Source organism: Sphingomonas sp. CFBP 13706 (assembly GCF_014842355.1).
Lineage (GTDB): Bacteria > Pseudomonadota > Alphaproteobacteria > Sphingomonadales > Sphingomonadaceae > Sphingomonas > Sphingomonas aerolata.
The window spans coordinates 318,884-342,355 of sequence record NZ_JACYVM010000005.1 but is presented as its reverse complement, the minus strand read 5'-3'; the positions used below and the strand labels follow the sequence as shown (position 1 = coordinate 342,355).

The following is a 23,472-nucleotide window of genomic DNA, read 5'->3' as shown; positions in this document are numbered from 1 at the left end:
GGACGCTCAACCGCCGTGGACGGGGGCGCCCCAGCCGCCCCAGACATAGACGGTGACGAACAGGAACAGCCAGACGACGTCGACGAAATGCCAGTACCAGGCGGCGGCTTCGAAGCCGAAATGCTGTCGCGGGGTGAAGTCGCCCTTATAGGCGCGGACGAGGCAGACGATCAGGAAGATCGTGCCGATGAGGACGTGGAAACCGTGGAACCCGGTCGCCATGAAGAACGCGGCGCCATAGTTGATCCCCTTGAACGGGAACGGCGCGTGCATGTACTCATAGGCCTGGATCGCGCTGAACAGCGCGCCGAGGATGACGGTCAGCCACAGGCCCTTGAGCACGCCGTCGCGGTTGCCGACGCCAATCATGCCCCACAGCCCGGTCTTCTCGCCACCGCGCTGGTTGTGGATCAGCGCATGGTGCGCCCAGGTGACGGTGGTGCCGGACGTCAGCAGGATCAGCGTGTTGAGCAGCGGAAGCTCGAACGGGTTGATGACGGTGAGGCCCTTGGGCGGCCACTGTGCGGCGACCGCAGCCGCACCTTCGGCGGCGCGTTCGACCTGGCCGTCGACGATGCTCATCGCGGTCGGGAAGAGCGAGAAGTCGAAGAACGCCCAGAACCAGCCCACGAAGAACATGACTTCGGAGGCGATGAACAGGATCATCCCATAGCGGAAATGGAGCTGGACGACGGGGGTATGGTCGCCCGCGCGTGCCTCGGCGATGACCTGCGCCCACCAGCTGTAGAAGGTGAAGAGCAGCCCGGCGAGGCCGATGAAGAAGATCCAGCCGCCGCCATTGGGCTTGTCGACATGGCCGCCATGCATCCACATGACGCCGCCGACCGCCATCACGAGCGCGGACATCGACCCGACCAGCGGCCAGACGCTGGGCGGCAGGATGTGATAATCGTGGTTCTTGGCGCCGGCCATGGTACTCCCCTATGTTCTTTACGACTGTCCTAGCTTGCGTTTTTCGCGGAATCCACCGGGTAAAACGTGTAGCTGAGCGTGATCGTCTGGATATCCGCCGCGTCGGGATCCTTCAGGATCTTCGGATCGACGAAGAAGATCACCGGCATCCGCGCGGTCTCGCCGGGCTTGAGCGTCTGCTCGGTGAAGCAGAAGCACTGGATCTTGGTGAAATATTTGCCGGCCTGCGCGGGCGTTACGTTGAACGTCGCGGTGCCGGTGATCGGCCGGTCCGAGGTGTTGGTCGCGGTGAAGAACGCCATGTCGCGCGCGCCGACCGCGATCGTGTCCGACGGATTTTCGGGCGCGAACTTCCACGGCAGCTTCGGGTTCACATTGGCGTCGAAATCGACGCGGATCTGGCGATCGGTCCCCCCCGGGGCGACGAGCCCGCGCTGCGTCGTGCCGTTGAGGCCGGTGACCTGACAGAAGAGGCGGTAGAGCGGCACGCTGGCAAAGGCGAGCCCGGTCATGAAGCAGATGCCGAGCACCGCGAGCAGGGCGGTTCGCGTGGTGCGCTCCACCCGCATCAGTGCGGCATCCCCGCCTGGATCTTGGCGATCGAGATCGCGAAGACGAGGATGACGAACGCGCCGAGCAGCAGCGCCATCACCTTGGCCCGGCCCATCTGGCGGCGGCGGATCAGGTCTTCGCGGGTCTTGTCGTCGTTCATGCCAGCCACCTATCGACGACGAGCGCGCCGAACATCGCAAAGAGATACAGGATCGAATATTTGAACAAGCGCCGCTCGGGCTTCATCGCGTCGTCGACACCGGTCGTGCGCGTCGCGACGACGACCACGAGCCAGGCGAAGATCCCGGTCAGGACGGTCGCGACGACGCCGTAGAAATTCCCGACCAGGCCGAGCGGCCAGGGGAGCACCGCGGCGAGCGCCATCGGGATGGTGTAGAGGCCGATCTGGGTCCGGGTGACGCGCTCGCCCGCGACGACGGGGAGCATCGGCACGCCCGCATTGGCGTAATCGGTCTTCACGAACAGCGCGAGCGCCCAGAAATGCGGCGGCGTCCACAGGAAGACGAGCCCGAAGAGCAGCAGCGGGAGCAGCGCCACGTCGCCGGTCGCGGCCGCCCAGCCGATCAGCGGCGGGAAGGCGCCTGCCGCACCACCGATGACGATGTTCTGCGGCGTGCGACGCTTGAGCCAGACGGTGTAGACGAGGACGTAGAACAGGATCGAGACGGTCAGGATCGCGGCCGCGGCGAGGTTGACCGCGAGCCCCATCAGCAGGACCGAGAAGCTGGCGAGGCCGACGCCGAAATGCAGCGCGGCCTGACGGTCCATCCGGCCGGCGGGAAGCGGGCGCTTCTGCGTGCGGCGCATCACCGCGTCGATATCGGATTCATACCATTGGTTGAGCGCCCCCGCGGCGCCCGCGCCGAGCGCGATGCACAGGATCGCGGTGAAGCCGATCACGGGATGGATGCCGACGGGCGCGGCGAGCATGCCGCACAGCCCGGTGAACACGACGAGCGTCATCACCCGGGGTTTGGTCAGCGCCAGAAAGTCGCGCCATTCGGCGGGGGGAAGCAGGGGCGTCGCAGTGGTCATGGTTGAGCAGGCCTATACGCGACCCTGCCGTTCGGGGAAAGCGATGGTTCTGCTGGGGAAATCGAAACCCCGGTATGGTGGCGAACGCCGATCAGGCGGCGGTGATCGGCTGGCCGAGGTCGAGTCGCTCGCCATCGGTGACGATCACCCGGTCGCCGAGCTTTACCGCATCGAAGATCCGCTTCGCGAACGCCCTGGGCACGCCGATACAGCCATGCGTAGCATAGCCGTCGCCGACATCGCTGCCATGGATCGAGATGCCGTCATTGGTCAGCCGCAGCATGTACGGCATCGGCGCATTGTAGATGTTGGAGACGTGGTCCGCGTCCTTCTGCGTGATCGGGAAGACGCCCAAGGGGGTCGGCTTGTCGTCCGCACCGTAGATGATGACCGCGGTGCCGATCTCGTAACCTGCGCGGAAGACCGAGACGGTCTGCGCGGCGAGGTCGACGGTGACGATGACGGGGCCCTGGGGCGCGCCGGTCTCGTCCCAGTAATGGTCGCCCTGCCGCATGGGGCCGGGGATCTGGAGGATGCGCTTGACGGTGTAGGCGGCGGGATCCGGGGCGCCGGGTTTCGGGGCGGGTGCCGCGGGGCGGGCCTTCGGCGCGGTGCGGGGTGCGGCGGGGTCCTGGGTGGCGGTCACGGGGCGGGCGCCGGTGAGTGCAATCGCGGTGCCGCCGGCGAGGGTCAGGCCGAGAATCGAGACGGCGAGGTGCTGGAGCGTCGGCATGCGCCGTGTTTGGGGACCCGCGCGGGGTTTGGCTAGCGGGGGATTTCGGGGCGTGCCGGGGTGGGACGATTTTCGAGCGAGCGCTGTGCTGCCGGGCTCTGGGTCCTGACGTTCGTCAGGATGACGGATTGGGGGGACGGCGAATATGAAAAACGCCCCGGGTTGCCCCGAGGCGTTTTCTGGCTGGCCCCGACACGGGAGAAAGTCCCGTGTCGTCGGACGCGGCGTTGCCGCGCCGGCCGGGCGGGGGCCTGATGGCCCTTGTCCGCCCTCAGTCGATCTTCGGCAGGGTCTCGAACTGGTGATAGGGCGGGGGCGAGGAGATTGTCCATTCGAGCGTCGTGGCGCCTTCGCCCCAGGGATTGTCCGCCGCCTTCTTGCCCGCGATCAGCGACCAGATCAGGTTGACGAAGAAGATCGCCATGCCCGCGGCCATGATCATGTAGCCGACCGTCGCGACATAGTTCCAGTGCGCGTAGGCGTCGGGATAGTCCGGGTAACGGCGCGGCATGCCCTGGAGGCCGAGGAAGTGCATCGGGAAGAACATGACGTTCACGCCGATGAAGAACACCCAGAAGTGGAGCTGGCCGAGGAACTCGTTGTACATCTTGCCCGACATTTTCGGGAACCAGTAATAGAAGCCCGCGAACAGCGAGAACACCGCGCCGAGGCTGAGCACGTAGTGGAAATGTGCCACCACGTAATAGGTGTCCTGCATGTAGTCGTCGATGCCGCCGTTGGCGAGCACGACGCCAGTCACGCCGCCGACGGTGAACATGAAGATGAAGCCGATCGACCAGACCATCGGCGTCTTGAAGCTCATCGAGCCGCCCCACATCGTCGCGATCCACGAGAAGATCTTGATGCCGGTGGGGACCGCGATGACCATCGTCGCGGCGGTGAAGTACATCTTGGTGTTCACCGACAGGCCGGTGGTGAACATGTGGTGCGCCCAGACGACGAAGCCGACCACGCCGATCGCGACCATGGCATAGGCCATGCCGAGATAGCCGAAGACGGGCTTGCGGCTGAAGGTCGAGATGATCTGGCTGACGATGCCGAAGCCCGGCAGGATCATGATGTAGACTTCGGGATGGCCGAAGAACCAGAACAGATGCTGGTAGAGGACGGGATCGCCGCCGCCGGCCGGGTCGAAGAAGGTCGTGCCGAAGTTGCGATCGGTCAGCAGCATCGTGATCGCGGCCGCGAGGACCGGGAGCGCGAGCAGCAGCAGGAACGCGGTGACGAGCATCGACCAGACGAACAGCGGCATCTTGTGCAGCGTCATGCCCGGCGCACGCATGTTGAAGATGGTGGTGATGAAGTTGATCGCGCCGAGGATCGACGACGCACCCGCGAGATGGAGCGCGAGGATAGCCATGTCGGTCGACGGCCCGGGCTCGCCGTAGGTCGAGAGCGGGGCGTAGAGCGTCCAGCCATTGCCGGCGCCACCGAAGAAGGGCGAGGCGAGCAGCAGCGTGAAGGCGGGGATCAGCAGCCAGAACGACACGTTGTTCATGCGCGGGAACGCCATGTCGGGCGCGCCGATCATGATCGGCACGAACCAGTTGCCGAACCCGCCGACCATCGCCGGCATGACCATGAAGAACACCATGATCAGACCGTGCGCGGTGATCAGCACGTTCCAGAGGTGAAGCGATTCGTCGAGGCTGGCGCTGCCGCCATGGAGCATGCCGGCCCAGCCCTGCAGATACTGGATGCCGGGTTCGGCGAGCTCGGCGCGCATGAGGCCCGAGACCGAGCCGCCGATGATCCCCGCGACGATCGCGAAGATCAGGTAGAGCGTGCCGATGTCCTTGTGGTTGGTCGACATGAACCAACGCGCGAAGAAACCGGGCTTGTGATCGGCATCGTGATGATGCGCATGCGCATCATGGGCGACGAACGCCGACGGGTTGAGAGCGGTGTCGGTCATCTTAGAGTCCCGCGTTGCCGGCGCCGGCCGGGTTGGAGGTGGCACCCTGCGTCGTCGCGGGCGCTGCGGTGGTCACGTTTTCGACCGGGCCGGTGGCGTTGGCGGTTTCCGCCGCCTCCTCGACCTTGGCCGCGGAGCCGTCGGCGCCGGGCTGCGGAATGACCCTGTCGGAGGCCTGGCCCGGGGTCGGCATCGAGCCGCCCTTGGCCCGGACCCACGCCGCGAACTGTGCTGGCGAGACGGCCTGGACCGCGATCGGCATGAACGCGTGACGCGCACCGCAGAGCTCGGAGCACTGGCCGAAATAGAGGCCGGGCTTGTCGATCGTGAAGCTCGTCTCGTTCAGGCGGCCGGGGATCGCGTCGAGCTTGATCCAGAAGGCGGGGACCGCCCAGCTGTGGATCACGTCGTTCGCGGTGGTGATGAGGCGGATCGGCACGCCGACCGGCAGGACGATGCGGTTGTCGGTCGCGAGCAGGCGCGGGCCGTCGGCATCAGTGCGCGCACGTTCGCCCGCGCCGACGTCCTTGGCCTCCTTCAGCATGTTCGCGGTGACTTCGAAGCCGCCGTTATCGGGATACTGGTAGGTCCAGTACCACTGGTTGCCGATCGCCTTGATCGTCACCGCGCCCGCGGGCGCCGGCTTGAACTGGGCGGAGAGCAGGCCGATCGACGGGACCGCGATCAGCACGAGGATGATCACCGGGGCGAGCGTCCAGATGATCTCGATCACGGTGTTGTGGCTGGTCTTCGACGGCACCGGGTTGGCGGCGCGGCGATAGCGGAACACCACCCAGAACAGCAAAGCGAGCACCAGCAGCGAGACCGCGGTGATCGTCGGCATCAGGATCGCATTGTGCATCCAGTGCGCGAAGACGCCGTTCTTGGTGACCTGTGGCTGGAGGCCGACGGTGCCGGGGGTGGGCTGGCCCACGCCGGGGGTCGGGGCCATCGCATAACCGCCATCCTCGGCCAGCGCCGGGCTGGAGGGATTCGCGGTCGCCGGGGCGGCAGCGCTGGTGGGTGCGGTGTTCGACACGCCGGCCGGGCCGGCCGCGGCCTGTGGTGCAGCGCCCGCGGCGCCGGTGTCAGGCGCGGTCGCGGCGGCCTGCGAAGCCGGTGCAGCCTGCCCGGCGACGCCGCCAAGACTCGCCAGTGCGAGCCCCGCTGCGATCGCCAATCCTCTCATCCCCAGTATGCGCATCGTTTTTCTTGACCCCGGTTTGGTGCGAACCCGTATCACGGACGCGCGGATGTCTGCTTATCATTTTGACATTCGGCTATAGGCGGCGGCGGGGCGAGCCTCAACCCCGGTGCGGGCTTTGTTGAATTTGTTGCACGGGCCGGCAAATTTTTCGGGGCGTAGGGCGGCCGGCGCGGGGGCGGTGGCGGTTGTCATTGCGTGGACTTTGCCGCGATCGTACAGCGCGACAGATTTCATTGGAGCGATGACCCGCGATGACCGAAGACGACGTGCTCGCCGAATTCCGCGCTGCCGAGGCGCTGCTCGAGGGGCATTTCATCCTGTCCTCGGGCCTGCGCAGCTCGCGCTATCTGCAATGCGCGCGCGTGCTGATGGACCCGAGGCGTGGCGCGCGGCTGGCGGATGCGCTGGTCGCGCGGATCCCGGAGAACCTGCGCGCGTCGATCAGCGCAGTGGTGTCGCCGGCGATGGGCGGGGTGATCTGCGGTCATGAGATGGCACGCGCGCTGGGCGTCGAGGCGATGTTCCTCGAGCGGCCCGACGGCGTGTTCGAGCTGCGCCGCGGGTTCCGGCTGGCGCCGGGGCAGCGCGTGCTGATGATGGAGGACGTGGTGACCACCGGGCTGTCGTCGAAGGAGGCGATCGCGGCGATCGGGCGCGCGGGCGGCGAGACGGTCGCGGCGGCGGCGCTGGTCGACCGGTCGAACGGCACGGCGGATCTGGGCGTGCCGTTCTTCCCGCTGATCCGGCTCGACGTGCCGACCTATGCAGCGGATGCGCTGCCCCCCGAACTCGCGGCGATCCCGGCGATCAAGCCCGGCAGCAGGGCGGTCGCATGAGCCCCCCCGGCACCGCGCATCTGCGCCTGGGCGTCAACATCGATCACGTCGCGACGGTGCGCAACGCGCGCGGGGCGGGCTATCCCGATCCGGTCCGCGCGGCGCTGGTCGCGGCGGCGGCGGGGGCGGACGGGATCACCGCGCATCTGCGCGAGGATCGCCGGCACATCACCGACGACGATATCGCGCGGCTGTCGACCGAGCTTGCGATCCCGCTCAACCTGGAGATGGCGGCGACCGACGAGATGCTCGGCATCGCACTGCGCCACCGGCCGCATGCGGCGTGCATCGTGCCCGAAAAGCGCGAGGAGCTGACCACCGAAGGCGGGCTCGACGTCGCGGGGCATTATGACCGGATGGCGCGGCTGGTCGACGCGCTGGCGGGGGCGGGGATCCGCGTGTCGCTGTTCATCGAGCCCGACGCGCGGCAGATCGAGGCGGCGGTGCGGCTGAAGGTGCCGGTCGTCGAGCTGCACACGGGGCGCTATGCCGAGCTGTCGGGCGATGCGCGCAGCGTCGAGCTACGGCGGCTCGAGGATGCGGCGGCGCTGGCGGCGAAGAACGGCATCGAGGTGCATGCGGGGCACGGGCTTACCTATGACAATGTCGCGCCGATTGCGGCGATCCGGCAGGTGCGCGAGCTGAACATCGGGCATTTCCTGGTGGGCGAGGCGCTGTTCGTCGGGCTTGGCGAGGCGGTGCGGCGGATGCGCGAGGCGATGGATGCGGCGCGGTAGTTTTAAGAAGGGTTTGTTCGCGCGGAGGCGCGGAGGCGCGGAGCAGAAGAGGGGTGTCGGGCATCGTCCCGCGTGCTTTTCCATCCTGCCGCACTTGCGGCCATCAAATTCTCCGCGCCTCCGCGCCTCCGCGCGAACAGACTCTTCTGTCTTCCGACTCCAGGCGTCGCGATGATCATCGGGTTGGGGTCGGACCTGTGCAATATCGAGCGGATCAAGGCGTCGGTCGAGCGGTTCGGCGAGCGGTTCGAGCAGCGGGTGTTTACCGAGGTGGAGCTGGCCAAGGCGGCGCGGCGGCCGTTCACCAAGGCGGGGACGCTCGCCAAGCGGTTCGCGGCGAAAGAGGCGTTTTCGAAGGCGGTCGGCACCGGGTTTCGCGCGGGCGTGTTCATGAAGGACATCGGCGTCGTCAACGCCGCGAGCGGTGCGCCGACGCTGGCCCTGACCGGCGGGGCCAAGGCGAGGCTTGACGCGTTGACCCCCGAAGGCCACGCCGCACGCGTGCACCTGACCATGACGGACGATCATCCCTGGGCGCAGGCCTTTGTGATAATCGAAGCGATACCCCTGTTATCCGCGGATAAAGATCGATGAAGGAAGCGGCGTTGGACGGCAAAGAGTCGCTCGAAAATCCGGCAGTATCGCGGGTCGGCGCCACACCCGTCCCGCCCCCGGGCAACGACGGTTCCCCTCCCACCACGACGACGGCACCCGCGCGCCGCGGGACCGACTGGTGGGGCGAGGTGAAGGGTATATTCTGGCTGGTGCTGGTGGTGCTCGGCTTCCACAGCTTCATTGCCAAGCCCTTCTACATCCCGAGCGAATCGATGCTGCCGGGCTTGCGGATCGGCGACCGGCTGGTCGTCACCAAGTTCGCCTATGGCTGGTCGTTCGTGTCGCCGACGATCCCGAACCCGGTCGCGATCTTCAAGAGCGTCGTGCTTCGCCAGCAGGAAGACAGCTGGAGCGTGCAGATCCCCTTCATCAAGGGGCGGCTGTTCGGGTCGCTGCCGACGCGCGGCGACGTGGTGATCGTGACGCCGCCGGGGACGCAGAACGATTATATCAAGCGCGTGATCGGCCTGCCGGGCGACCGGCTGGAAGTGCGCGGCGGGACGGTGATCCTGAACGGCGTGCCGGTGAAGCGCGGTCCCGTCCACGACACGCTGATCCCGGTCGACACCAACAGCCCGTGCAGCGAGGACGAATATCCCGGCGCGCGCGAGACGCGGGCCGACGGCGCGATGATCTGTCGCCTGCCGACGATCACCGAGACGCTGCCCAATGGCCGGCGGTTCGACACGATCGAGATGGGCTGGAGCCCGGGCGACGATTACGGGCCGATCACGATCCCGGCGGCTCATGTCTTCCTGATGGGCGACAATCGCGACCGGTCCGCGGACAGCCGTTTCGCGCTGACGCAGCTCGGCCTTGGCGGGCCGGTGCCGTACGAGAATCTGGGCGGGCGCGCGGAGTTCATCACCTTCAGCCTCGACGGCGATGCGACCTACAACCCGCTGACCTGGTGGGGATCGCTCCGGTCGGATCGCGCGGGTACGTCGCTGCATCCCGTATCGGCGAACTGAGATGGCCGACGATAGCGGCGCGACCAAGCGCGTCGACGAGGCAAGCCCGGTCGAGATGCGCGACCCGGCGCTGCGCACGGAAGTGCGGCGCGCGACGATCTGGTTGGGGCTCGCCTGCCTGATCGCACTGGCGATCGTGCTGGTGCAGCCGTTGCTGCTGATCTTCGCCGCGGTGGTGTTCGCATCGCTGCTCGACGGCGGCGTCCGGTTGCTCGGGCGCGTGCTGCCGATCAGCCGCGGATGGCGGCTGCTGATCGTCGTGGTGCTGGTGCTGGTGTTCATGATCGGCACGTTCGTGCTGACCGGGGTGCAGGTGACCGAACAGGTGACGCAGCTGCGCTCGACGCTCGAGCTGCAGGCGAACCGGTTCACGGGCTATCTGGCGTCGCAGGGGCTGATGCCGGGCGTGTCGGACGTGAGCGGGATCGCCAAGCAGGCGCTGGGCTCGGTCGGGCGCGTGACATCGTGGGTCGGCACCGCGATCGGCGCGCTGACCAGCCTGTTCATGATCCTCGTGCTCGGGCTGTTCATCGCGATGGATCCGGGCACCTATGCGCGCGGCGTGCAGTGGATGGTGCCGACCGATCTGCGCGACGAATTCGCCCGGACGATGGTGACGATGGGCGAGACGATGCGGCGGCTGCTGGCCGGGCGCCTGCTCGGCATGGCGGTCGAGGGCGTCGCGACGGGAATCGCGCTGGCGATCGGCGGCGTGCCGATGGCGATGCTGCTCGGGATCATCGCGGGCATCCTCGCCTTCATTCCCAATATCGGTGCGATCGTCACCGGCGTGCTGATGGTCGCGGTTGGCTTCAGCGCGGGCGTCGACACCGGCTATTGGGCGATCGGTACCTATTTCGTGGTGCAGACGATCGACGGCTATGTGATCGTGCCGATGGTCGCCAAGCGCACCGTCGACCTGCCGCCGGCGCTGACGCTGGGCGCGCAGATCCTCGCGAGCGCGCTGTTCGGGATCCTCGGCCTCGCGCTTGCCGATCCGATGACCGCGATGCTCAAGACCGCGCTCGAGCGTCGGTCGGACCGTGAGGACGAGAAGGCCGCGGGCTGACGAGCGTGTCGAACAGCGCGAGGTAGCGTTCGGCCGAGTCGCTGCCGGGTTGCAAGACGGGTGCCGGTCGCGGCGTACCGGGTGTGAGCCAGGCGTCGAGTGCGGCGACGAGTGCGGGGCCGTCGTCGCGCGCGACGATCGTGCCGCGTGCGGGGGTGTCGACGATCTCGGCGATCGCATGGCTCGAATCGGTCGCGACGACGGGGGTGCCGACCGACAGTGCCTCGCGCAGGACCCCCGGCACGCCTTCGAAATCCGAGGTCAGCGCGACGAGGCGCGCGCGCGCCATTGCCGGGAGCGGATCGGCGACATGGCCGGGCAGGTGCACGCGGGCGGCGAGGCCTAGTGCGGTCGTCTGCGCCGTGAGCGCGTCGCGACACGTGCCTTCGCCGAGGATGACGAGCGCGATGTCGCGATCGGCAAGTGCGGCGACTGCGGCGAGCAGCCGGTCCCAGCGCTTCTGCGGTTCGAGCCGGCCGACGCCGAGGATGAACCGCGACGGCAGCACGGGGAGCGTCGCGCCAGGCGCCGCGAGTGCCGGCGGGTTGGGGATGACGCTGACCCGGCCCGGCATGCGCGTCGCGGCGGCGGCCTGTACTGCAGTGGCCGGCGTCATCGCGACGAGATGATCGAGGAACTGGCCGTGACGCGCGAGCCAGACGCGGTGCGCGGCGTGGAGCAGGCGGCCATGGTCGCCGCGGTCGGGCGCGTTCGACATCTTGCCGACGATCGGCGGACAGGCGCGGCCGAGCCTGAGCCGGATCCAGGCGGCGATGCCGGTATAATGATTGCCGGGGCAGAAGAGGATGTCGGGGGCCATGCGGCGGACGAGGCCGGGCAATGTGCGCGCGGTGCCGGGGATGACCTCGAGCCCGTCGGGAAGCTCGGCGGCGAGCGGGCCGGTCGGGTCGCCGATCACCAGCGTGACGCGGCGCCCTGCGGCGAGCCAGCCGCGCGCGAGCCGTAGCTGCGCGCGCTCGACGCCGCCGCCGGACAGGTCGTCTGCATAGGTGAGGATGTGGTGCGCGCCGGGCATCGCGCACAGATGGCGCGGCCGGGGCGCGATGGCGAGAGGGTAAGCGGCGGCGAACCGCGCGGGTTCGGGGACGGATGACTCGATCTTCACGTGCAAGCCGGCGGCGGGGCGGCTATTGGCGCGGCGTGATGGCATGCCCGGAAAGGCCGGGTGCGCGGTACAGGACGAGGATCGTTCGATGCGTACGCGTATGACGGGCTCCGCGCTGACGGCCGGGAACCCGCCGGGTCGTTCCGCGGCCGGGGTGGTGCAGGCGGGCGTGGCGCAGGCGGGGGCCGATATCGTCGGGCTCGAACCGCTGAAGACCTTCCGCAGCCGGTGGCCGGCGATCATCGGCGCGGTGCTGACGCTGGCGATGATCGCGGGGCTCGCGCGCGAGCTGTTCGCGCACGGGCTGGCCGGACTGTCGCGGTCGGTGCCGTCCGATCCGCGATTCTACCTGTGTTTCGCGTTGCTCTACATGTCGCCGCCGACGGGGGATTATGTGATCTTCCGCCGGTTATGGGGGATCCCGGTCGCGGGGCTGGTCGCGCTGATCAAGAAGCGGATCGCGAACGAGGTGGTGTTCGGCTATTCGGGCGACGCCTATTTCTATGCCTGGGCGCGGGCGCGGGCGCGGATGGTGGCGTCGCCGTTCGGTGCGGTGAAGGACGTGACGATCCTGTCGGCGATCGCGGGCAACGCGATCACGCTGGCGATGGTCGCGATCGCGCTGCCGCTGAGCCGCGACCTGTTGCCGCCCGACCTGTTCAAGACGGTGCTGGGGTCGGCGGCGATCACCTTTGCGATCTCGCTGCCGTTCCTGATCTTCTCGCGGAGGGTCTTTTCGCTGCCGCGTGCGACCTTGTGGTGGGTGTTCATGATCCACTGCATCCGGCTGATGTGCGGATCGCTGCTGATCGCGCTCGCCTGGCATTTTGCGCTGCCCGGCGTGTCGATCGCGATGTGGCTGTTCCTGGCGGCGGGGCGGCTGCTCGTGTCGCGGCTGCCGCTCGTGCCGAACAAGGATCTGCTATTCGCCAATTTCGCGATCCTGCTGATCGGCCAGGACCAGGCGCTGTCCGAGCTCGTCGCGTTCACCGCGGCGCTGACGCTGCTCGTCCATGTCATTCTGATTGTCATATTCAGCGGGCATGCGATCGCGATGAGGACGCGTGCGTGAACCGATTGCTTGGGGCGGGGATGATGCTGGCGGGGCTGGTCGCGGGCGCCGCCCCGGCATGGGCCGGCGGTCGGACGGCGATCCAGGAGCCGATGCTCGGCAGCGACGCGCAGGCGTGCGAGCGTGACGAGGGGCCGGCGATCGCAGCGACGATCGTCGGCCTGAAGGATCGCAAGGGCAATCTGATGCTCGAGCTCTATCCGCCCGACGAGGCCGATTTCCTGCGCGGCGACCGCGAGCTGATCGCGGCGGGCAAGACGTTTCGCCGTATCAGCGTGCCCGCCCCCGCGACCGGTCCGACCGCCTTGTGCATCCGCGTGCCGCACCCGGGCCGCTATGCGCTGCTGTTCACGCACGACCGTGACGGCCGGGCCAAGTTCAGTGTCTGGTCGGACGGCGCGGGCTTTGTGAAGGGCGACCGGCTCGGCCGATCGCGACCCAAGGTCGACCAGGCGATCGTCGAGGTCGGGCCCGGACTCACGCATGTCACGATCCGCGCGCAATATCTGCGCGGGCTCAGCGGGTTCGGCCCGCTGGACGGCAAGTGAGGGGGCGGGCGGGCTGAGATGCGGATCGTCGACGTCAACGAATTCTACTCGCCGACCGGCGGTGGCGTGCGCACCTATATCGATCGGAAGATGGGGATCCTCGCCGACCTGGGGCACGAGCTGATCGTCGTCGCGCCGGGCCGCGAGGACCGCGTCGAGGAGCGGCCGGGTGGCGGGCGGGTGATCTACCTCAAGTCGCCGGGAATGCCGTTCGACCGCAATTACGGGCTGTTCTGGGACCGTGCGGCGATTCACCGGGTGCTCGACGAGCTCGATCCGGATGTCGTCGAATGCTGTTCGCCGTGGCGGCCGGCCTGGTTCGTCGGCGACTGGACGGGGCCCGACGGGCAGCAGCGCGCGCTGAAATCCTTCTTCATGCACAACGACAATATCGCCGCCTATGCGCAGCGCTGGTTCGCAGGATTTGCCAGTCACGACCGGATCGAGCGCGCGTTCGGCTGGTACAGCCGGTACATGAACCGGTTCCTGACGCGGTTCGATACGGTCGTCACCAACGGACCCGCGCTGGAGAAACGGTTGCGCGCGCGCGGCGTGCGGATCGACGCGGCGATGCCGCTGGGGATCGAGCGCGGTCATTTCTCGCCGCGGCTGCGCGACGAGGCGCTGCGGGCGCGGTTGTTGCAGCAATGCGGGTTGCCGGCGGACGCGATGCTGCTGATCGGGCTGGGCCGGCATCACGGCGAGAAGCGCTGGCCGCTGGTCGTCGACGCGGTCGCGCGCGCGGGTACCGACCTGCCGATCGGCCTGATCCTGTTCGGCACGGGCAGCCAGAGCAAGGCGATCGCGCGGAGGATCGGCGGATCGCCGCATATCCGGATGTTTGCGCCGGTCTATGACCGCGAGCGGCTGGCCGCGATCATGGCGAGCTGCGACGCGCTGATCCACGGGTCGGAGGCCGAACCGTTCGGGCTGGTCGCGTCGGAGGCGATGGCGTCGGGGCTGCCGCTGATCGTGCCCGATACGGGCGGGTGCGCCGAGATTGCGGACCGGCATGCCAGCGAGCTCTATACGGCGCGCGATGCGACCTCGGCGGCGGCGGCGATCGCGCGGCTGTTCGCGCGCGACCGCGGGATGCTCAGGCGCGCGGCGGTCGTGGCGTCGGCGCAGGTCCGCTCGGATCATGCGCATGCGGTGGAACTGGTGGACTATTATGCCGGGCTGATCGCGGCGCGACGGGGGCGGCTGGCGGCGTGACCGACAGCCGGAAGCGGGTGCCGGGGACGGCGACCGTTCCGGATGCCGCTTTTTCGAGCGCGGCGTCGAGCCGGCGATCGCCCGCGGTCGCGGCGGATTCGCCACCGGTGAGGATGACGGTGGCGGGGGCGAGGTGCAGGCGATCGCGCGCGACGAGGTGGAGCCGGGCCTCGGCGGCAGGGTTGAGCAGGGTGCGGCTGCGGAAGTAGAAGGGGCCGGCGGCGAAGCGGGGATCGGGCATGCGGCCGGTGGCGGGCAGGACCTGCGGCGACAGCGTGACGATCGGGCCGGTGATCCGGCGCGCGTCGAGCGTCCGTCTCAGCGTGGCGGCTTCGCGCATGGCGGTGACGAGCGGGAGGCGGCCGGGCTCGACGAGCGCTGTGAGCGTCGGCGCGAGGCCGAGCAGCGCGAAGACCGTCATGATCCGGGTGGTTGCGCGGGTCGGCGGTTCCGCGGTCCAGGCGGTGGCGAGCGCGACGAACAGCGGGGGGAGCATCGGCAGCAGATATTGCCGCCAGGTCGGCACCGGCAGCAGCGCGGCGACCAGCCCGGCGAGGACGAGCAGGTCGGGCAGGGTGACGCGACGACGACGGATCGCGGCGCGCGCGACGAGGGCGAGGGCGGGCAGCGCGGCGCCGAGCGCAAGGAACTTCAGCGTATCGAGCGCCTTGGCGGCAAGCGACAGCTTCCAGGGCCGGGCCGCGTAATATTCCGCGGGCGCCTGGGCGGGGAAGTTCAGCGTGCCGAACAGGAAGCCTTCGGGCGACAGCGCGAAGGTCCAGCCGACGAACGCGACGATTGGGAGCGCGCCGAGCGCGACCAGCCAGACGCGGTGGCGGAGATGGACCAGCGCGTAGAGGCCATAGGCGGCGGCGGGGAAGGCGTAGGAGATCTTCGCGGCGACCGCGGCGGCGAGCAGAAGGCCGATTGTCAGCGCGCCGGCGCGGGTCCGGTCTTCGCGGACGATCAGCCAGAGCGCAGCGGCGAGGCAGGTGGCAGGAAGCGCGTCGTTGCGCGCGGTGCCGATGCTGAACAGCAGGATGTCGGTGGTCGCGAACAAGGCGGCGCAGAGGCGCGCGGTAACGGGGCCGGCGCCGGTGCGGCGCGCTGCGGCGTGGACGAACGCGACGGTTGCGAGGCCGAGCAGCGCGTTGGTGAGGCGGAGCGCGGGCCAGGTCCAGGCGCCGGTCAGGACGGCGATCGGTGCGAGGAGGAAGGGCTGGAGCGGGGTCTGGAGATAGGCGAAGTCGCGATAGGGGAGCAGGCCGTGCGCGGTGAGGACGGCCGCGGCGACATACTGGCTCTCGTCGTGGTCGACGGGGCGGAGGAGGGCGAGCGCGATGTAGAGCGCGGCTACACCGACTAGAAGAAGGATGTTCACCCGCGAAGGCGGGTGTCCAGTCTGAGCACCCGCCTTCGCGGGTGAACAGGGATGGGGAGGGCTGGGCTCCATTATTCGGTCCCACCCCGGCAGTCTTCGGTTCCACCCCGGCGGGATTTGGTTCCACCCCGGCGGAGGCCGGGGCCCAGTTGGGGGACGGTCATGGCTGAGGGTCGCGTTCCGTTACTCAGGCTTTCCCAACTGGGCCCCGGCCTTCGCCGGGGTGGTAGCGCCCGCTGAGATGGTAGCGCCCGCTGGGGTGGTAGTGCCTGCCGCGGTGGTAGCGTGCACTGGGGTGGGAGTGCCTGCCGGGTTGGTTTTGCCGACTGGGGTGGCCGTGCCCGCCGGTGTGGTGCCGGGCGGGGCAAGGGTCAGGCTTTTACCGCGGTCAGGAAATAGTCGAGGCTGGTCGAATCGCTGAGCGCGAAGCCGGTCGCCGGCGAGAAGCCGAGGCCTTGCGTGTGGACGACGTGGAGGCCGGCGTCGCGGAGCAGCGCGGTCAGTTCCTCGGGGGTGAGGAACTTGTTCCAGTCGTGCGTGCCGCGCGGGATGCGGCCGGTGCCTTCCGCGATCGTGATCATCGCGAGCCGCGACAAGGGCGTGCGGTTGGGGGTCGACAGGATCAGCAGGCCATTGTCGGCCAGCACGCGCGCGAGGCCGCGGACAAAGCCTGCAGGGTCGCTGACATGCTCGATCACCTCGAGGCTGGTGACGAGGTCGAACTGGCCGTCGAGCCCCTCGACGCCGCCCGCGCGATAGTCGATCGCGAGCCCGCTCTGCGCCGCATGTATTTCTGCCGCGGCGATATTTTCGGGCGCGGCGTCGATCCCGGTCACGCTGGCGCCGAGCCGCGCGAGCGGTTCGCAGAGCAGCCCCGCGCCGCAGCCGACGTCGAGCGCGGTCCGGCCGGCGAGCGGGGTGAAGCCCGTGCCGTCGCCGTGCCAGTGCGTGTCGACCCGGTCGCGAATGTAGCGCAGGCGGGGCGGATTGAGCTGGTGGAGCGGCGCTGACGAGCCCTTCGGGTTCCACCAGTCGGCCGCCATCGTGCCGAAATGCGCGGCCTCCCGGGGATCGATTGTTGCGCTTTCGTTGCGGTCACTTGCCAGTATCATGCGCGCTACCTATCAGGGCCGCCGCTTCGACCCAAAGGGATTTACGCTGCCCATGGCCCGTATCGTGATGAAATTCGGCGGGACGTCGATGGCCGGGATCGAACGTATCCGCAACGTCGCGGCGCGCGTGAAGCGCGAGGTCGATGCGGGCAACGAGGTCGCGGTCGTCGTCTCCGCAATGGCGGGCGAGACCGACCGGCTGGTCGGCTTCTGCCGGGAGGCGTCGTCGCTGTACGATGCGAAGGAATATGACGTCGTCGTCTCGGCGGGGGAGCAGATCACGAGCGGGCTGCTCGCGATCGCGCTTCAGGCCGCGGGCTGCAAGGCGCGGTCGTGGCTGGGGTGGCAGCTGCCGATCAACACGTCGGACGCGCATGGCTCGGCACGGATCGGCGAGATCGACACGGTCGCGCTCGATGCGAGTCTTGTGGACGGTGTCGTCGCGGTGATCCCGGGGTTCCAGGGCGTGGCGGAGGGCCAGCGCGTCACCACGCTGGGGCGCGGCGGATCGGACACGTCGGCGGTCGCGATGGCGGCGGCGATGAAGGCCGATCGCTGCGACATCTATACCGATGTCGACGGCGTCTACACGACCGATCCAAGGATCGTGCCGCGTGCGCGCAAGCTCGGCAAGGTGACGTATGAGGAGATGCTGGAACTCGCCAGCGTCGGCGCCAAGGTGCTGCAGACGCGGTCGGTGGGCCTGGCAATGAAAGAGAATGTGCGCGTGCGCGTGCTGTCCTCGTTCGAGGATGGCGATACCAGTGACGGACACCGCGGCACGCTGATCGTGGGCGAAGAGGAAATCGACGATATGGAACGCCAGCTCATCACCGGCATCGCGCATGACAAGAACGAGGCGAAGATCACGCTGACCCAGGTCAGCGATCGCCCGGGATCGGTCGCGGCGATCTTCGCGCCGCTCGCCGATGCGGGGATCAACGTCGACATGATCGTCCAGAACGTCGCGCATTCGACCGGGTCGACCGACGTGACGTTCACCGTGCCCTCGGCGGATCTGGCGCGGACGCTCGACGTGCTCGACAAGGCAAAGGACGCGATCGGTTTCGCGAGCCTGGTCCACGACACGCGCGTCGCCAAGGTGTCGGTGGTCGGCGTCGGGATGCGCAGCCATGCGGGCGTCGCCTCGACGATGTTCACGACGCTCGGCGAACGCGGCATCAACATCCAGGCGATCGCGACGTCGGAGATCAAGGTCAGCGTGCTGATCGAAGAGGATTATACCGAGCTGGCGGTGCGTGTGCTGCATACGGCTTACGGGCTTGATGCCGAGGATGCGGCTTGACGGACACCGTCCGTTCGTTTCGAGCATTGTCGGGAAATATGTCACGGATACTGCGCGGGGTTTCTCGACTTCGCTCGACACGAACGGGAGTTTTGTAATGACCATCGGCAGCGACCGGCTTCAGCGCCGCATGGCGCGCGGCGCCGCATTTCTCGGGTCCGAGGTCGCGATCCTTGGCGGGGCGATGTCGTGGGTGAGCGAGCGCAACCTCGTCTCCGCGATCTCGAATGCGGGCGGGTTCGGGGTAATCGCGTGCGGGGCGATGACGCCCGCGCTGCTCGATGCCGAGATCGCCGCGACGCAGGCGATGACCGACAAGCCGTTCGGCGTGAACCTGATCACGATGCATCCCGACCTGGTCGAGCTGATCGCGGTGTGCACGCGCCACAAGGTCGGCCATGTCGTGCTTGCGGGCGGATTGCCGCCCAAGGGCAGCCTCGAGGCGATCAAGGCGGGCGGCGCCAAGGTCATTTGTTTCGCGCCGACGCTGGCGCTGGCCAAGAAGCTGATCCGCAGTGGCGTCGATGCGCTGGTGATCGAGGGCATGGAAGCCGGCGGGCATATCGGCCCGGTGTCGACGAGCGTGCTGGCGCAGGAGATGCTGCCCGAGATCGCCGAGCTGGTGCCGGTGTTCGTCGCGGGTGGGATCGGTCGCGGCGAGGCGATTGCGGGCTATCTCGACATGGGGGCGGCGGGCGTCCAGCTCGGCACGCGGTTCGTCTGCGGGACCGAATCGATCGCGCATGCCAATTTCAAGAAGGCGTTCATCCGCGCGTCGGCACGCGATGCGATCGCCAGCGTCCAGCTCGACGCGCGGCTGCCGGTAATCCCGGTCCGCGCGCTGAAGAATGCGGCGGGCGAGCTGTTCTCGGCCAAGCAGCGCGAGGTCGCGGGGCATCTCGACGAGGGGCGCGTGGCGATGGGCGAGGCGCAGCTGCAGATCGAGCATTACTGGGCGGGCGCGCTGCGCCGCGCGGTGGTCGACGGCGATGTCGAGCATGGGTCGGTGATGGCGGGCCAGTCGGTCGGCATGGTCACCAAGGAAGAGCCGGTCGCGGACATCATCGCCGAGCTGATGGCGCAGGCGGCGGCGGCGCTCGAGGCGCGCGCGGCCTGATCCTTCGCCGGCCTAACACGCTGCGATCGTGCCGTTCGTCGCATTAGGGTTGCAGTCGCGTACGCGTTTTATACCCTGTTAACCTTATCGCGGCAGGTCTGTCTCGGTCGGGGGACAGCGAGGACTTGAGTCGATGAAGCGTCAGTTTGCGATGATTGCGGTGACCGCAGCCCTGCTCGCCGGGTGCGCGCGGAAGCCGGTCGAGGTCGCGGCGCCCGCACCGGCGCCGGTCGCGCCGGTGCCGGTCGCGGCCCCGCTGCCCAAGGGTGCATTCCCGGGGATGAAGATCCCCGCGGTGCTCGCCGACGGTACCTATCCGACGCCGAACCGCAACCTGACCGAATCCGCAAAGATCTGGCACCTGCGCGCTGCGCTGAACGTCGCGGCGCTCGCGTGCCGCGGACCGGACGAGGCGGTGATCGTCGCGGGGTACAACGCGATGCTCGCCGCGCAGAAGCCGGTGCTCGCCAAGGCCGAGGCGACCTATTCGGCGGAATATCGCGCGGGCGGCGGCGACTGGCAGGATCGCTACGACGATTCGATGACGCGGCTCTACAATTTCTTCTCGCAGTCGCCGTCGCGCGATGCGTTCTGCGAAGCGGCGGGGCGCGTGCTGGCCGAGGGCGCGAGCGTGCCGGGGCCGATGCTGGCGAGCTTTGCCGCGACGCGGCTGCCGATGCTGGAGCAGCCCTTCACCGACTTCTACCGTGCGTTCGACGCCTGGCGCGGCACCGCGGTGCAGCCGCTCCCGGCACAGCGTGTGATCTTTGCGAGCAACGGCGCGGTGCCGGTCGGCGGTTCGGGCGTGGCACCGCTGCCGTCCGCCGCGCCCGCCACGCCGGGGTTGCAGGCGCAGCTCCGGCCCGTCACGCAGCCGCCGCTTCCTGTTGCGCCGCGTCCACAGCTGCAGGTCGATCCGGGCGCCCTGCAATAAGACGAGGCGTATCCGCCTGCGCCGGTGTGAAACCGCGGGTCGGGCGACGCGAATGCTTTCTTCGCGGCGATGCTTGGGTTAACAGCCCCCGGAATGGCTGACGCAGAGCAGGATCAACCGGCGGGAGGGCGCTTTGCGGGGCGCGAGCACCGGTTCGCGCTGCGCGTGTACTTCGAGGACACCGACCTGTCGGGCGTCGTCTATCATGCCAATTACCTGCGCTACATGGAGCGCGCGCGGTCGGACATGCTGCGCGTCGGCGGAATCGACCAGCGCGCCGCGTTCGAGGCGGGCGAGGGCTCCTATGCGATCGCAAGCCTCGCCATCCGCTATGCCGCGCCCGCGCGGCTCGACGATGCGCTGGTGATCGTCTCACGGATCACGCAGGTCCGCGCGGCCAGCGTCGCCATTCATCAACGAGTCATGTGCGGCGGGCTTGTCTTGGCCGAGGCGGACGTGGTGGCGGCGCTGATCGCCCCCAACGGCCGGCCGCGTCGCCAGCCGCGCGCATGGACTGACATCTACGAACGCCTTGTCTGGCAGGGGGAAGCATGAATCCGGTTCTGACTATGGATAGCGCGACATTGTCGCCGATCCACTTGTTCCTACAGGCCGATCTGGTCGTGAAGGGCGTGATGATCGGGCTGCTGCTCGCCAGCGTCTGGACCTGGGCGCTGATCGTCGCGTTCTGGCGGCGGCTGGGCAAGACGCGCAAGGGGCTGGTGCGGTTCGAGCGCGACTTCTGGAAGGCCGAGGACATCGACGTGTTCTACAAGGCCGAGAGCGAGACCGACCTGCCGTCGGCGCGCGTGTTCGCGGCCGGGGTGACCGAGTGGCGGCGGTCGACCGCGGGCGGCACGATCGACAAGGCCGGGACGCGCGAGCGGCTCGCCACGACGATGGGTGCGGCGGTCGCGCACGAGATCGACACGCTGTCGGACCGGCTGAACGTGCTGGCGACGGTCGGGTCGGTCGCGCCGTTCGTCGGGCTGTTCGGCACCGTCTGGGGCATCATGCGCAGCTTCACGAGCATCGCGGCGGCGCAGAACACCTCGCTCGCCGTCGTCGCGCCGGGGATCGCGGAGGCGCTGTTCGCGACCGCGATCGGCCTGTTCGCGGCCATCCCGGCGGTGATCGCGTACAACCGCTTCAGCCACGGCATCAACCGGATCGAGGCGAGCCTCAACCGCTTTGCCGACGGCTTCCACGCGACGCTGTCGCGGCAGCTGGACGGCGCGCGATGAGCGGCCGGCCGGTGCTGTGCACGGGAGGCGCGTAGATGGCGATGAACCTTCCTTCGGGTCGCGGTCGCGGGCGGCGCGCGCCGATGGCGGACATCAACGTCACGCCGATGGTCGACGTGATGCTGGTGCTGCTGATCATCTTCATGGTGACCGCACCGCTGATGACCGCGGGCGTGCCGGTGAACCTGCCCGATGCACGCGCCAAGGCACTGGACCAGGAGCAGAAACCCGTCGAGATCTCGATGGATGCGACCGGCGCGGTGTTCATCGACCAGGACCAGATCGGGGAGGACGCGCTGCCGGTGCGGCTCGCCTCGATCGCGGCGAGCCGGGCGGTCGGCAACGAGCCGCAGGTGCTGCTGCGCGCGGACCGCAAGCTCGACTACGGCCGGGTGATGCGCGTGATGGGCGAGTTGAACCGCGCCGGGCTGAACCGCGTCGCGCTGGTGACGGTCGAGGGCACACCCAACTGATGTCGCGGCGGTGATGGGCCCTTGGTGATGGATCGCTCCGAAAAGATCGGGTTCGGCGTCGCGCTGGTCGGGCATGTCGTGCTGTTCGCGCTGTTGTCGGTCGGGTTTCTCGACACGCCCGAGCCGCCCAAGATCGTCCAGCAGCCGATCGACATCAGCCTGGTGCCCGACGTGGCGCTCGAGGCGACCGCGCCGCAATCGGCGGAGACGCCCGCCGAATCGGTCGCGCCCGACGAGGGCACGCCCGAGGATGCGGCACCGCCCGCGCCGCAGGAGGCCGAGCCCGAGCCGCAGCCGGATCCGGTGCCGCCTGCGCCGCAGCCGGCCCCACCAAAGCCTGCGCCCAAACCTGCCCCGCCCAAACCGGCGCCCAAGCCCGAGCCGAAGCCCGAGCCCAAGCCGGTGGCCAAGCCCAGGCCCGCGCCGCCCAAGCCGGTGGCGAAGCCTGCGCCAGTCCCGAAGCCGGTGGCAAAGCCTGCGCCGGCCAAGCCGAGCCCGGCGAAATCCAAGCCTGCGCCCGCGAAACCGGCGGCCAAGCCATCGCCTGCCAAGGCGGCACCGGCGAAGAGCGCGGCCAAGTCGAGCGCGGCGCCCGCCAAGAGTGCGGCGTCCTCGGCAAAGCCCGCCAAGCCGTCCGCGACCAAGGGCAGCGGATCGACTGCGGACGCGAAGGCGGCGCGGCCGCGCGGGTCGCGGCTGGGGGACAACTTCCTGAAGGGCCTGTCGGCGGATCCGTCGCCGAGCAAGTCGGAAGCGCCCAAGGCGGCCAAGCTCGGCGCGCAGGCGGCGGCCAATATCGGCTCGGCGATCCTGCGGCAGGTGCAGCCCTGCGCGAACCGGCAGGTGACGCCGGGGCCGGGCGCGGAGCGGATCCGCGTGACGATCAACCTGAAGCTCAACCGCGACGGGACGCTCAAATCGCGGCCGACGATCACCGGGCATGCGGGCGTCGACGACGAGAATCGCCGCTATGTCGACCGCGTCGACGATCTCGCGATCGCGACCTTCACGGGCTGTTCGCCGCTGCGCGGTTTGCCCGACGACCTGTATGACGTGCAGAATGGCTGGAGCAATTTCAGCCTGCGTTACAAGCTTCCCGGATGAGGATGTCCGTTATGTTCCGATCGCTGTCCCCCCGCCGGCCCGCCATGATCTCCAGCCTCCTTCCCGGCGAAGGCCGGAGCCCAGGTGGAGAGGTTTTCGTGACGGCGCGCACCGTGCTTGCAGCAGCGTCTCCCAGCTGGGCCCCGGCCTTCGCCGGGGTGGGGTCTGGGGTGAGGGCGGTGCTTGCTTCGGTCG

The 23,472-nt window shown here is 68.7% G+C and carries 25 protein-coding genes; 15 read left to right on the top strand and 10 right to left on the bottom strand.

From position 1 onward, the window contains the following. Positions 1-6 precede the first annotated feature (6 nt). From IFS44_RS12315 to coxB, 7 genes are all read right to left on the bottom strand, one after another. Positions 7-933 (bottom strand): cytochrome c oxidase subunit 3, encoded by a 927-nt coding sequence (locus tag IFS44_RS12315; protein WP_031441784.1) that lies wholly within the window; start codon positions 931-933, stop codon positions 7-9. A gap of 29 nt (positions 934-962) precedes the next feature. Further along, positions 963-1,502: a cytochrome c oxidase assembly protein gene (locus IFS44_RS12310; RefSeq protein WP_031441785.1), complete on the bottom strand. Its 540-nt coding sequence runs from the start codon at positions 1,500-1,502 to the stop codon at positions 963-965. Next, positions 1,502-1,645: a hypothetical protein gene (locus IFS44_RS12305; RefSeq protein ID WP_166746380.1), complete on the bottom strand. Its 144-nt coding sequence runs from the start codon at positions 1,643-1,645 to the stop codon at positions 1,502-1,504. Before IFS44_RS12305 ends, IFS44_RS12310 begins: the two co-directional genes overlap by 1 nt. Then, positions 1,642-2,541, bottom strand: a complete 900-nt coding sequence (locus IFS44_RS12300; protein ID WP_192098620.1) for a heme o synthase — start codon at positions 2,539-2,541, stop codon at positions 1,642-1,644. The genes IFS44_RS12305 and IFS44_RS12300 overlap by 4 nt, the downstream gene beginning before the upstream one ends. A 91-nt stretch (positions 2,542-2,632) precedes the next feature. After that, complete coding sequence (locus IFS44_RS12295) at positions 2,633-3,274, bottom strand: L,D-transpeptidase family protein (RefSeq protein ID WP_192098619.1); 642 nt, start codon at positions 3,272-3,274, stop codon at positions 2,633-2,635. Between the two features lie 271 nt (positions 3,275-3,545). Next, entirely contained in the window at positions 3,546-5,210 is a 1,665-nt protein-coding gene (gene ctaD, locus IFS44_RS12290) for a cytochrome c oxidase subunit I (protein WP_031393246.1), read from the bottom strand. Between the two features lies 1 nt (position 5,211). Next, the gene (coxB, locus tag IFS44_RS12285) at positions 5,212-6,399 is read right to left on the bottom strand and encodes a cytochrome c oxidase subunit II (protein WP_244650261.1); all 1,188 of its coding nucleotides are present in this window, start codon (positions 6,397-6,399) and stop codon (positions 5,212-5,214) included. 269 nt (positions 6,400-6,668) lie between these two features. On the opposite strand from coxB, the gene pyrE reads away from it, so the two are divergent. The 5 genes from pyrE (at position 6,669) to IFS44_RS12260 (ending at position 10,645) form a co-directional block, all read left to right on the top strand. Beyond that, positions 6,669-7,253, top strand: a complete 585-nt coding sequence (gene pyrE / locus IFS44_RS12280; RefSeq protein WP_192098617.1) for an orotate phosphoribosyltransferase — start codon at positions 6,669-6,671, stop codon at positions 7,251-7,253. Then, positions 7,250-7,990 (top strand): pyridoxine 5'-phosphate synthase, encoded by a 741-nt coding sequence (locus IFS44_RS12275; protein ID WP_107045503.1) that lies wholly within the window; start codon positions 7,250-7,252, stop codon positions 7,988-7,990. Before pyrE ends, IFS44_RS12275 begins: the two co-directional genes overlap by 4 nt. A 171-nt stretch (positions 7,991-8,161) precedes the next feature. After that, on the top strand, positions 8,162-8,584 hold the full coding sequence (gene acpS / locus IFS44_RS12270) for a holo-ACP synthase (RefSeq protein WP_031439336.1): 423 nt from the start codon (positions 8,162-8,164) through the stop codon (positions 8,582-8,584). Next, complete coding sequence (gene lepB, locus IFS44_RS12265) at positions 8,581-9,576, top strand: signal peptidase I (protein WP_192098616.1); 996 nt, start codon at positions 8,581-8,583, stop codon at positions 9,574-9,576. The genes acpS and lepB overlap by 4 nt, the downstream gene beginning before the upstream one ends. 1 nt (position 9,577) lies before the next feature. Further along, positions 9,578-10,645, top strand: a complete 1,068-nt coding sequence (locus IFS44_RS12260; RefSeq protein WP_192098615.1) for an AI-2E family transporter — start codon at positions 9,578-9,580, stop codon at positions 10,643-10,645. Here IFS44_RS12260 and IFS44_RS12255 read toward each other — a convergent pair. After that, positions 10,590-11,771 (bottom strand): glycosyltransferase, encoded by a 1,182-nt coding sequence (locus IFS44_RS12255; protein WP_342366417.1) that lies wholly within the window; start codon positions 11,769-11,771, stop codon positions 10,590-10,592. The genes IFS44_RS12260 and IFS44_RS12255 overlap by 56 nt on opposite strands. Before the next feature lie 88 nt (positions 11,772-11,859). On the opposite strand from IFS44_RS12255, the gene IFS44_RS12250 reads away from it, so the two are divergent. From IFS44_RS12250 to IFS44_RS12240, 3 genes are read left to right on the top strand one after another with little or no spacing between them, the layout of a single operon-like run. Next, entirely contained in the window at positions 11,860-12,843 is a 984-nt protein-coding gene (locus IFS44_RS12250) for a hypothetical protein (RefSeq protein ID WP_244650217.1), read from the top strand. 20 nt (positions 12,844-12,863) lie between these two features. Continuing rightward, positions 12,864-13,391 carry a DUF2141 domain-containing protein gene (locus tag IFS44_RS12245; RefSeq protein WP_446740855.1) on the top strand — a complete coding sequence of 176 codons (528 nt, stop codon included), beginning with the start codon at positions 12,864-12,866 and terminating at the stop codon, positions 13,389-13,391. Positions 13,392-13,409: 18 nt separating this feature from the next. Beyond that, positions 13,410-14,606: a glycosyltransferase gene (locus IFS44_RS12240; protein WP_166746371.1), complete on the top strand. Its 1,197-nt coding sequence runs from the start codon at positions 13,410-13,412 to the stop codon at positions 14,604-14,606. Here the strand turns inward: IFS44_RS12240 and IFS44_RS12235 are convergent. Both IFS44_RS12235 and ubiG read right to left on the bottom strand, forming a co-directional pair. Beyond that, positions 14,488-15,987: an ArnT family glycosyltransferase gene (locus IFS44_RS12235; RefSeq protein WP_192098614.1), complete on the bottom strand. Its 1,500-nt coding sequence runs from the start codon at positions 15,985-15,987 to the stop codon at positions 14,488-14,490. The genes IFS44_RS12240 and IFS44_RS12235 overlap by 119 nt on opposite strands. 371 nt (positions 15,988-16,358) lie before the next feature. Then, entirely contained in the window at positions 16,359-17,099 is a 741-nt protein-coding gene (gene ubiG, locus IFS44_RS12230; RefSeq protein WP_107930641.1) for a bifunctional 2-polyprenyl-6-hydroxyphenol methylase/3-demethylubiquinol 3-O-methyltransferase UbiG, read from the bottom strand. A 52-nt stretch (positions 17,100-17,151) separates the two neighbouring features. Here ubiG and IFS44_RS12225 point away from each other — a divergent pair, with 52 nt between their 5' ends. The 7 genes from IFS44_RS12225 (at position 17,152) to IFS44_RS12195 (ending at position 23,277) form a co-directional block, all read left to right on the top strand. Then, positions 17,152-18,405 carry an aspartate kinase gene (locus tag IFS44_RS12225; RefSeq protein WP_192098613.1) on the top strand — a complete coding sequence of 418 codons (1,254 nt, stop codon included), beginning with the start codon at positions 17,152-17,154 and terminating at the stop codon, positions 18,403-18,405. A 97-nt stretch (positions 18,406-18,502) separates the two neighbouring features. Further along, positions 18,503-19,522: an NAD(P)H-dependent flavin oxidoreductase gene (locus IFS44_RS12220; protein WP_031440024.1), complete on the top strand. Its 1,020-nt coding sequence runs from the start codon at positions 18,503-18,505 to the stop codon at positions 19,520-19,522. Between the two features lie 133 nt (positions 19,523-19,655). Continuing rightward, on the top strand, positions 19,656-20,456 hold the full coding sequence (locus tag IFS44_RS12215) for a hypothetical protein (RefSeq protein WP_192098612.1): 801 nt from the start codon (positions 19,656-19,658) through the stop codon (positions 20,454-20,456). A gap of 93 nt (positions 20,457-20,549) precedes the next feature. Next, positions 20,550-21,011, top strand: coding sequence for a YbgC/FadM family acyl-CoA thioesterase (locus IFS44_RS12210; RefSeq protein ID WP_031440026.1), 462 nt, complete (start codon positions 20,550-20,552; stop codon positions 21,009-21,011). Further along, positions 21,008-21,700, top strand: coding sequence for a protein TolQ (gene tolQ, locus IFS44_RS12205; protein WP_031440027.1), 693 nt, complete (start codon positions 21,008-21,010; stop codon positions 21,698-21,700). Before IFS44_RS12210 ends, tolQ begins: the two co-directional genes overlap by 4 nt. A 35-nt stretch (positions 21,701-21,735) precedes the next feature. Then, the gene (gene tolR, locus IFS44_RS12200) at positions 21,736-22,173 is read left to right on the top strand and encodes a protein TolR (protein WP_037531582.1); all 438 of its coding nucleotides are present in this window, start codon (positions 21,736-21,738) and stop codon (positions 22,171-22,173) included. 27 nt (positions 22,174-22,200) lie between these two features. Then, positions 22,201-23,277, top strand: coding sequence for a cell envelope biogenesis protein TolA (locus IFS44_RS12195; protein ID WP_107045508.1), 1,077 nt, complete (start codon positions 22,201-22,203; stop codon positions 23,275-23,277). The last annotated feature ends 195 nt before the right edge of the window (positions 23,278-23,472 follow it).

Coding starts and splice junctions, on each gene's coding strand:
- IFS44_RS12315 (WP_031441784.1), bottom strand. CDS start 933: ATGGCCGGCGCCAAGAACCACGATTATCACATCCTGCCGCCCAGCGTC.
- IFS44_RS12310 (WP_031441785.1), bottom strand. CDS start 1,502: ATGCGGGTGGAGCGCACCACGCGAACCGCCCTGCTCGCGGTGCTCGGC.
- IFS44_RS12305 (WP_166746380.1), bottom strand. CDS start 1,645: ATGAACGACGACAAGACCCGCGAAGACCTGATCCGCCGCCGCCAGATG.
- IFS44_RS12300 (WP_192098620.1), bottom strand. CDS start 2,541: ATGACCACTGCGACGCCCCTGCTTCCCCCCGCCGAATGGCGCGACTTT.
- IFS44_RS12295 (WP_192098619.1), bottom strand. CDS start 3,274: ATGCCGACGCTCCAGCACCTCGCCGTCTCGATTCTCGGCCTGACCCTC.
- ctaD (WP_031393246.1), bottom strand. CDS start 5,210: ATGACCGACACCGCTCTCAACCCGTCGGCGTTCGTCGCCCATGATGCG.
- coxB (WP_244650261.1), bottom strand. CDS start 6,399: ATGAGAGGATTGGCGATCGCAGCGGGGCTCGCACTGGCGAGTCTTGGC.
- pyrE (WP_192098617.1), top strand. CDS start 6,669: ATGACCGAAGACGACGTGCTCGCCGAATTCCGCGCTGCCGAGGCGCTG.
- IFS44_RS12275 (WP_107045503.1), top strand. CDS start 7,250: ATGAGCCCCCCCGGCACCGCGCATCTGCGCCTGGGCGTCAACATCGAT.
- acpS (WP_031439336.1), top strand. CDS start 8,162: ATGATCATCGGGTTGGGGTCGGACCTGTGCAATATCGAGCGGATCAAG.
- lepB (WP_192098616.1), top strand. CDS start 8,581: ATGAAGGAAGCGGCGTTGGACGGCAAAGAGTCGCTCGAAAATCCGGCA.
- IFS44_RS12260 (WP_192098615.1), top strand. CDS start 9,578: ATGGCCGACGATAGCGGCGCGACCAAGCGCGTCGACGAGGCAAGCCCG.
- IFS44_RS12250 (WP_244650217.1), top strand. CDS start 11,860: ATGCGTACGCGTATGACGGGCTCCGCGCTGACGGCCGGGAACCCGCCG.
- IFS44_RS12245 (WP_446740855.1), top strand. CDS start 12,864: ATGATGCTGGCGGGGCTGGTCGCGGGCGCCGCCCCGGCATGGGCCGGC.
- IFS44_RS12240 (WP_166746371.1), top strand. CDS start 13,410: ATGCGGATCGTCGACGTCAACGAATTCTACTCGCCGACCGGCGGTGGC.
- ubiG (WP_107930641.1), bottom strand. CDS start 17,099: ATGATACTGGCAAGTGACCGCAACGAAAGCGCAACAATCGATCCCCGG.
- IFS44_RS12225 (WP_192098613.1), top strand. CDS start 17,152: ATGGCCCGTATCGTGATGAAATTCGGCGGGACGTCGATGGCCGGGATC.
- IFS44_RS12220 (WP_031440024.1), top strand. CDS start 18,503: ATGACCATCGGCAGCGACCGGCTTCAGCGCCGCATGGCGCGCGGCGCC.
- IFS44_RS12215 (WP_192098612.1), top strand. CDS start 19,656: ATGAAGCGTCAGTTTGCGATGATTGCGGTGACCGCAGCCCTGCTCGCC.
- IFS44_RS12210 (WP_031440026.1), top strand. CDS start 20,550: ATGGCTGACGCAGAGCAGGATCAACCGGCGGGAGGGCGCTTTGCGGGG.
- tolQ (WP_031440027.1), top strand. CDS start 21,008: ATGAATCCGGTTCTGACTATGGATAGCGCGACATTGTCGCCGATCCAC.
- tolR (WP_037531582.1), top strand. CDS start 21,736: ATGGCGATGAACCTTCCTTCGGGTCGCGGTCGCGGGCGGCGCGCGCCG.
- IFS44_RS12195 (WP_107045508.1), top strand. CDS start 22,201: ATGGATCGCTCCGAAAAGATCGGGTTCGGCGTCGCGCTGGTCGGGCAT.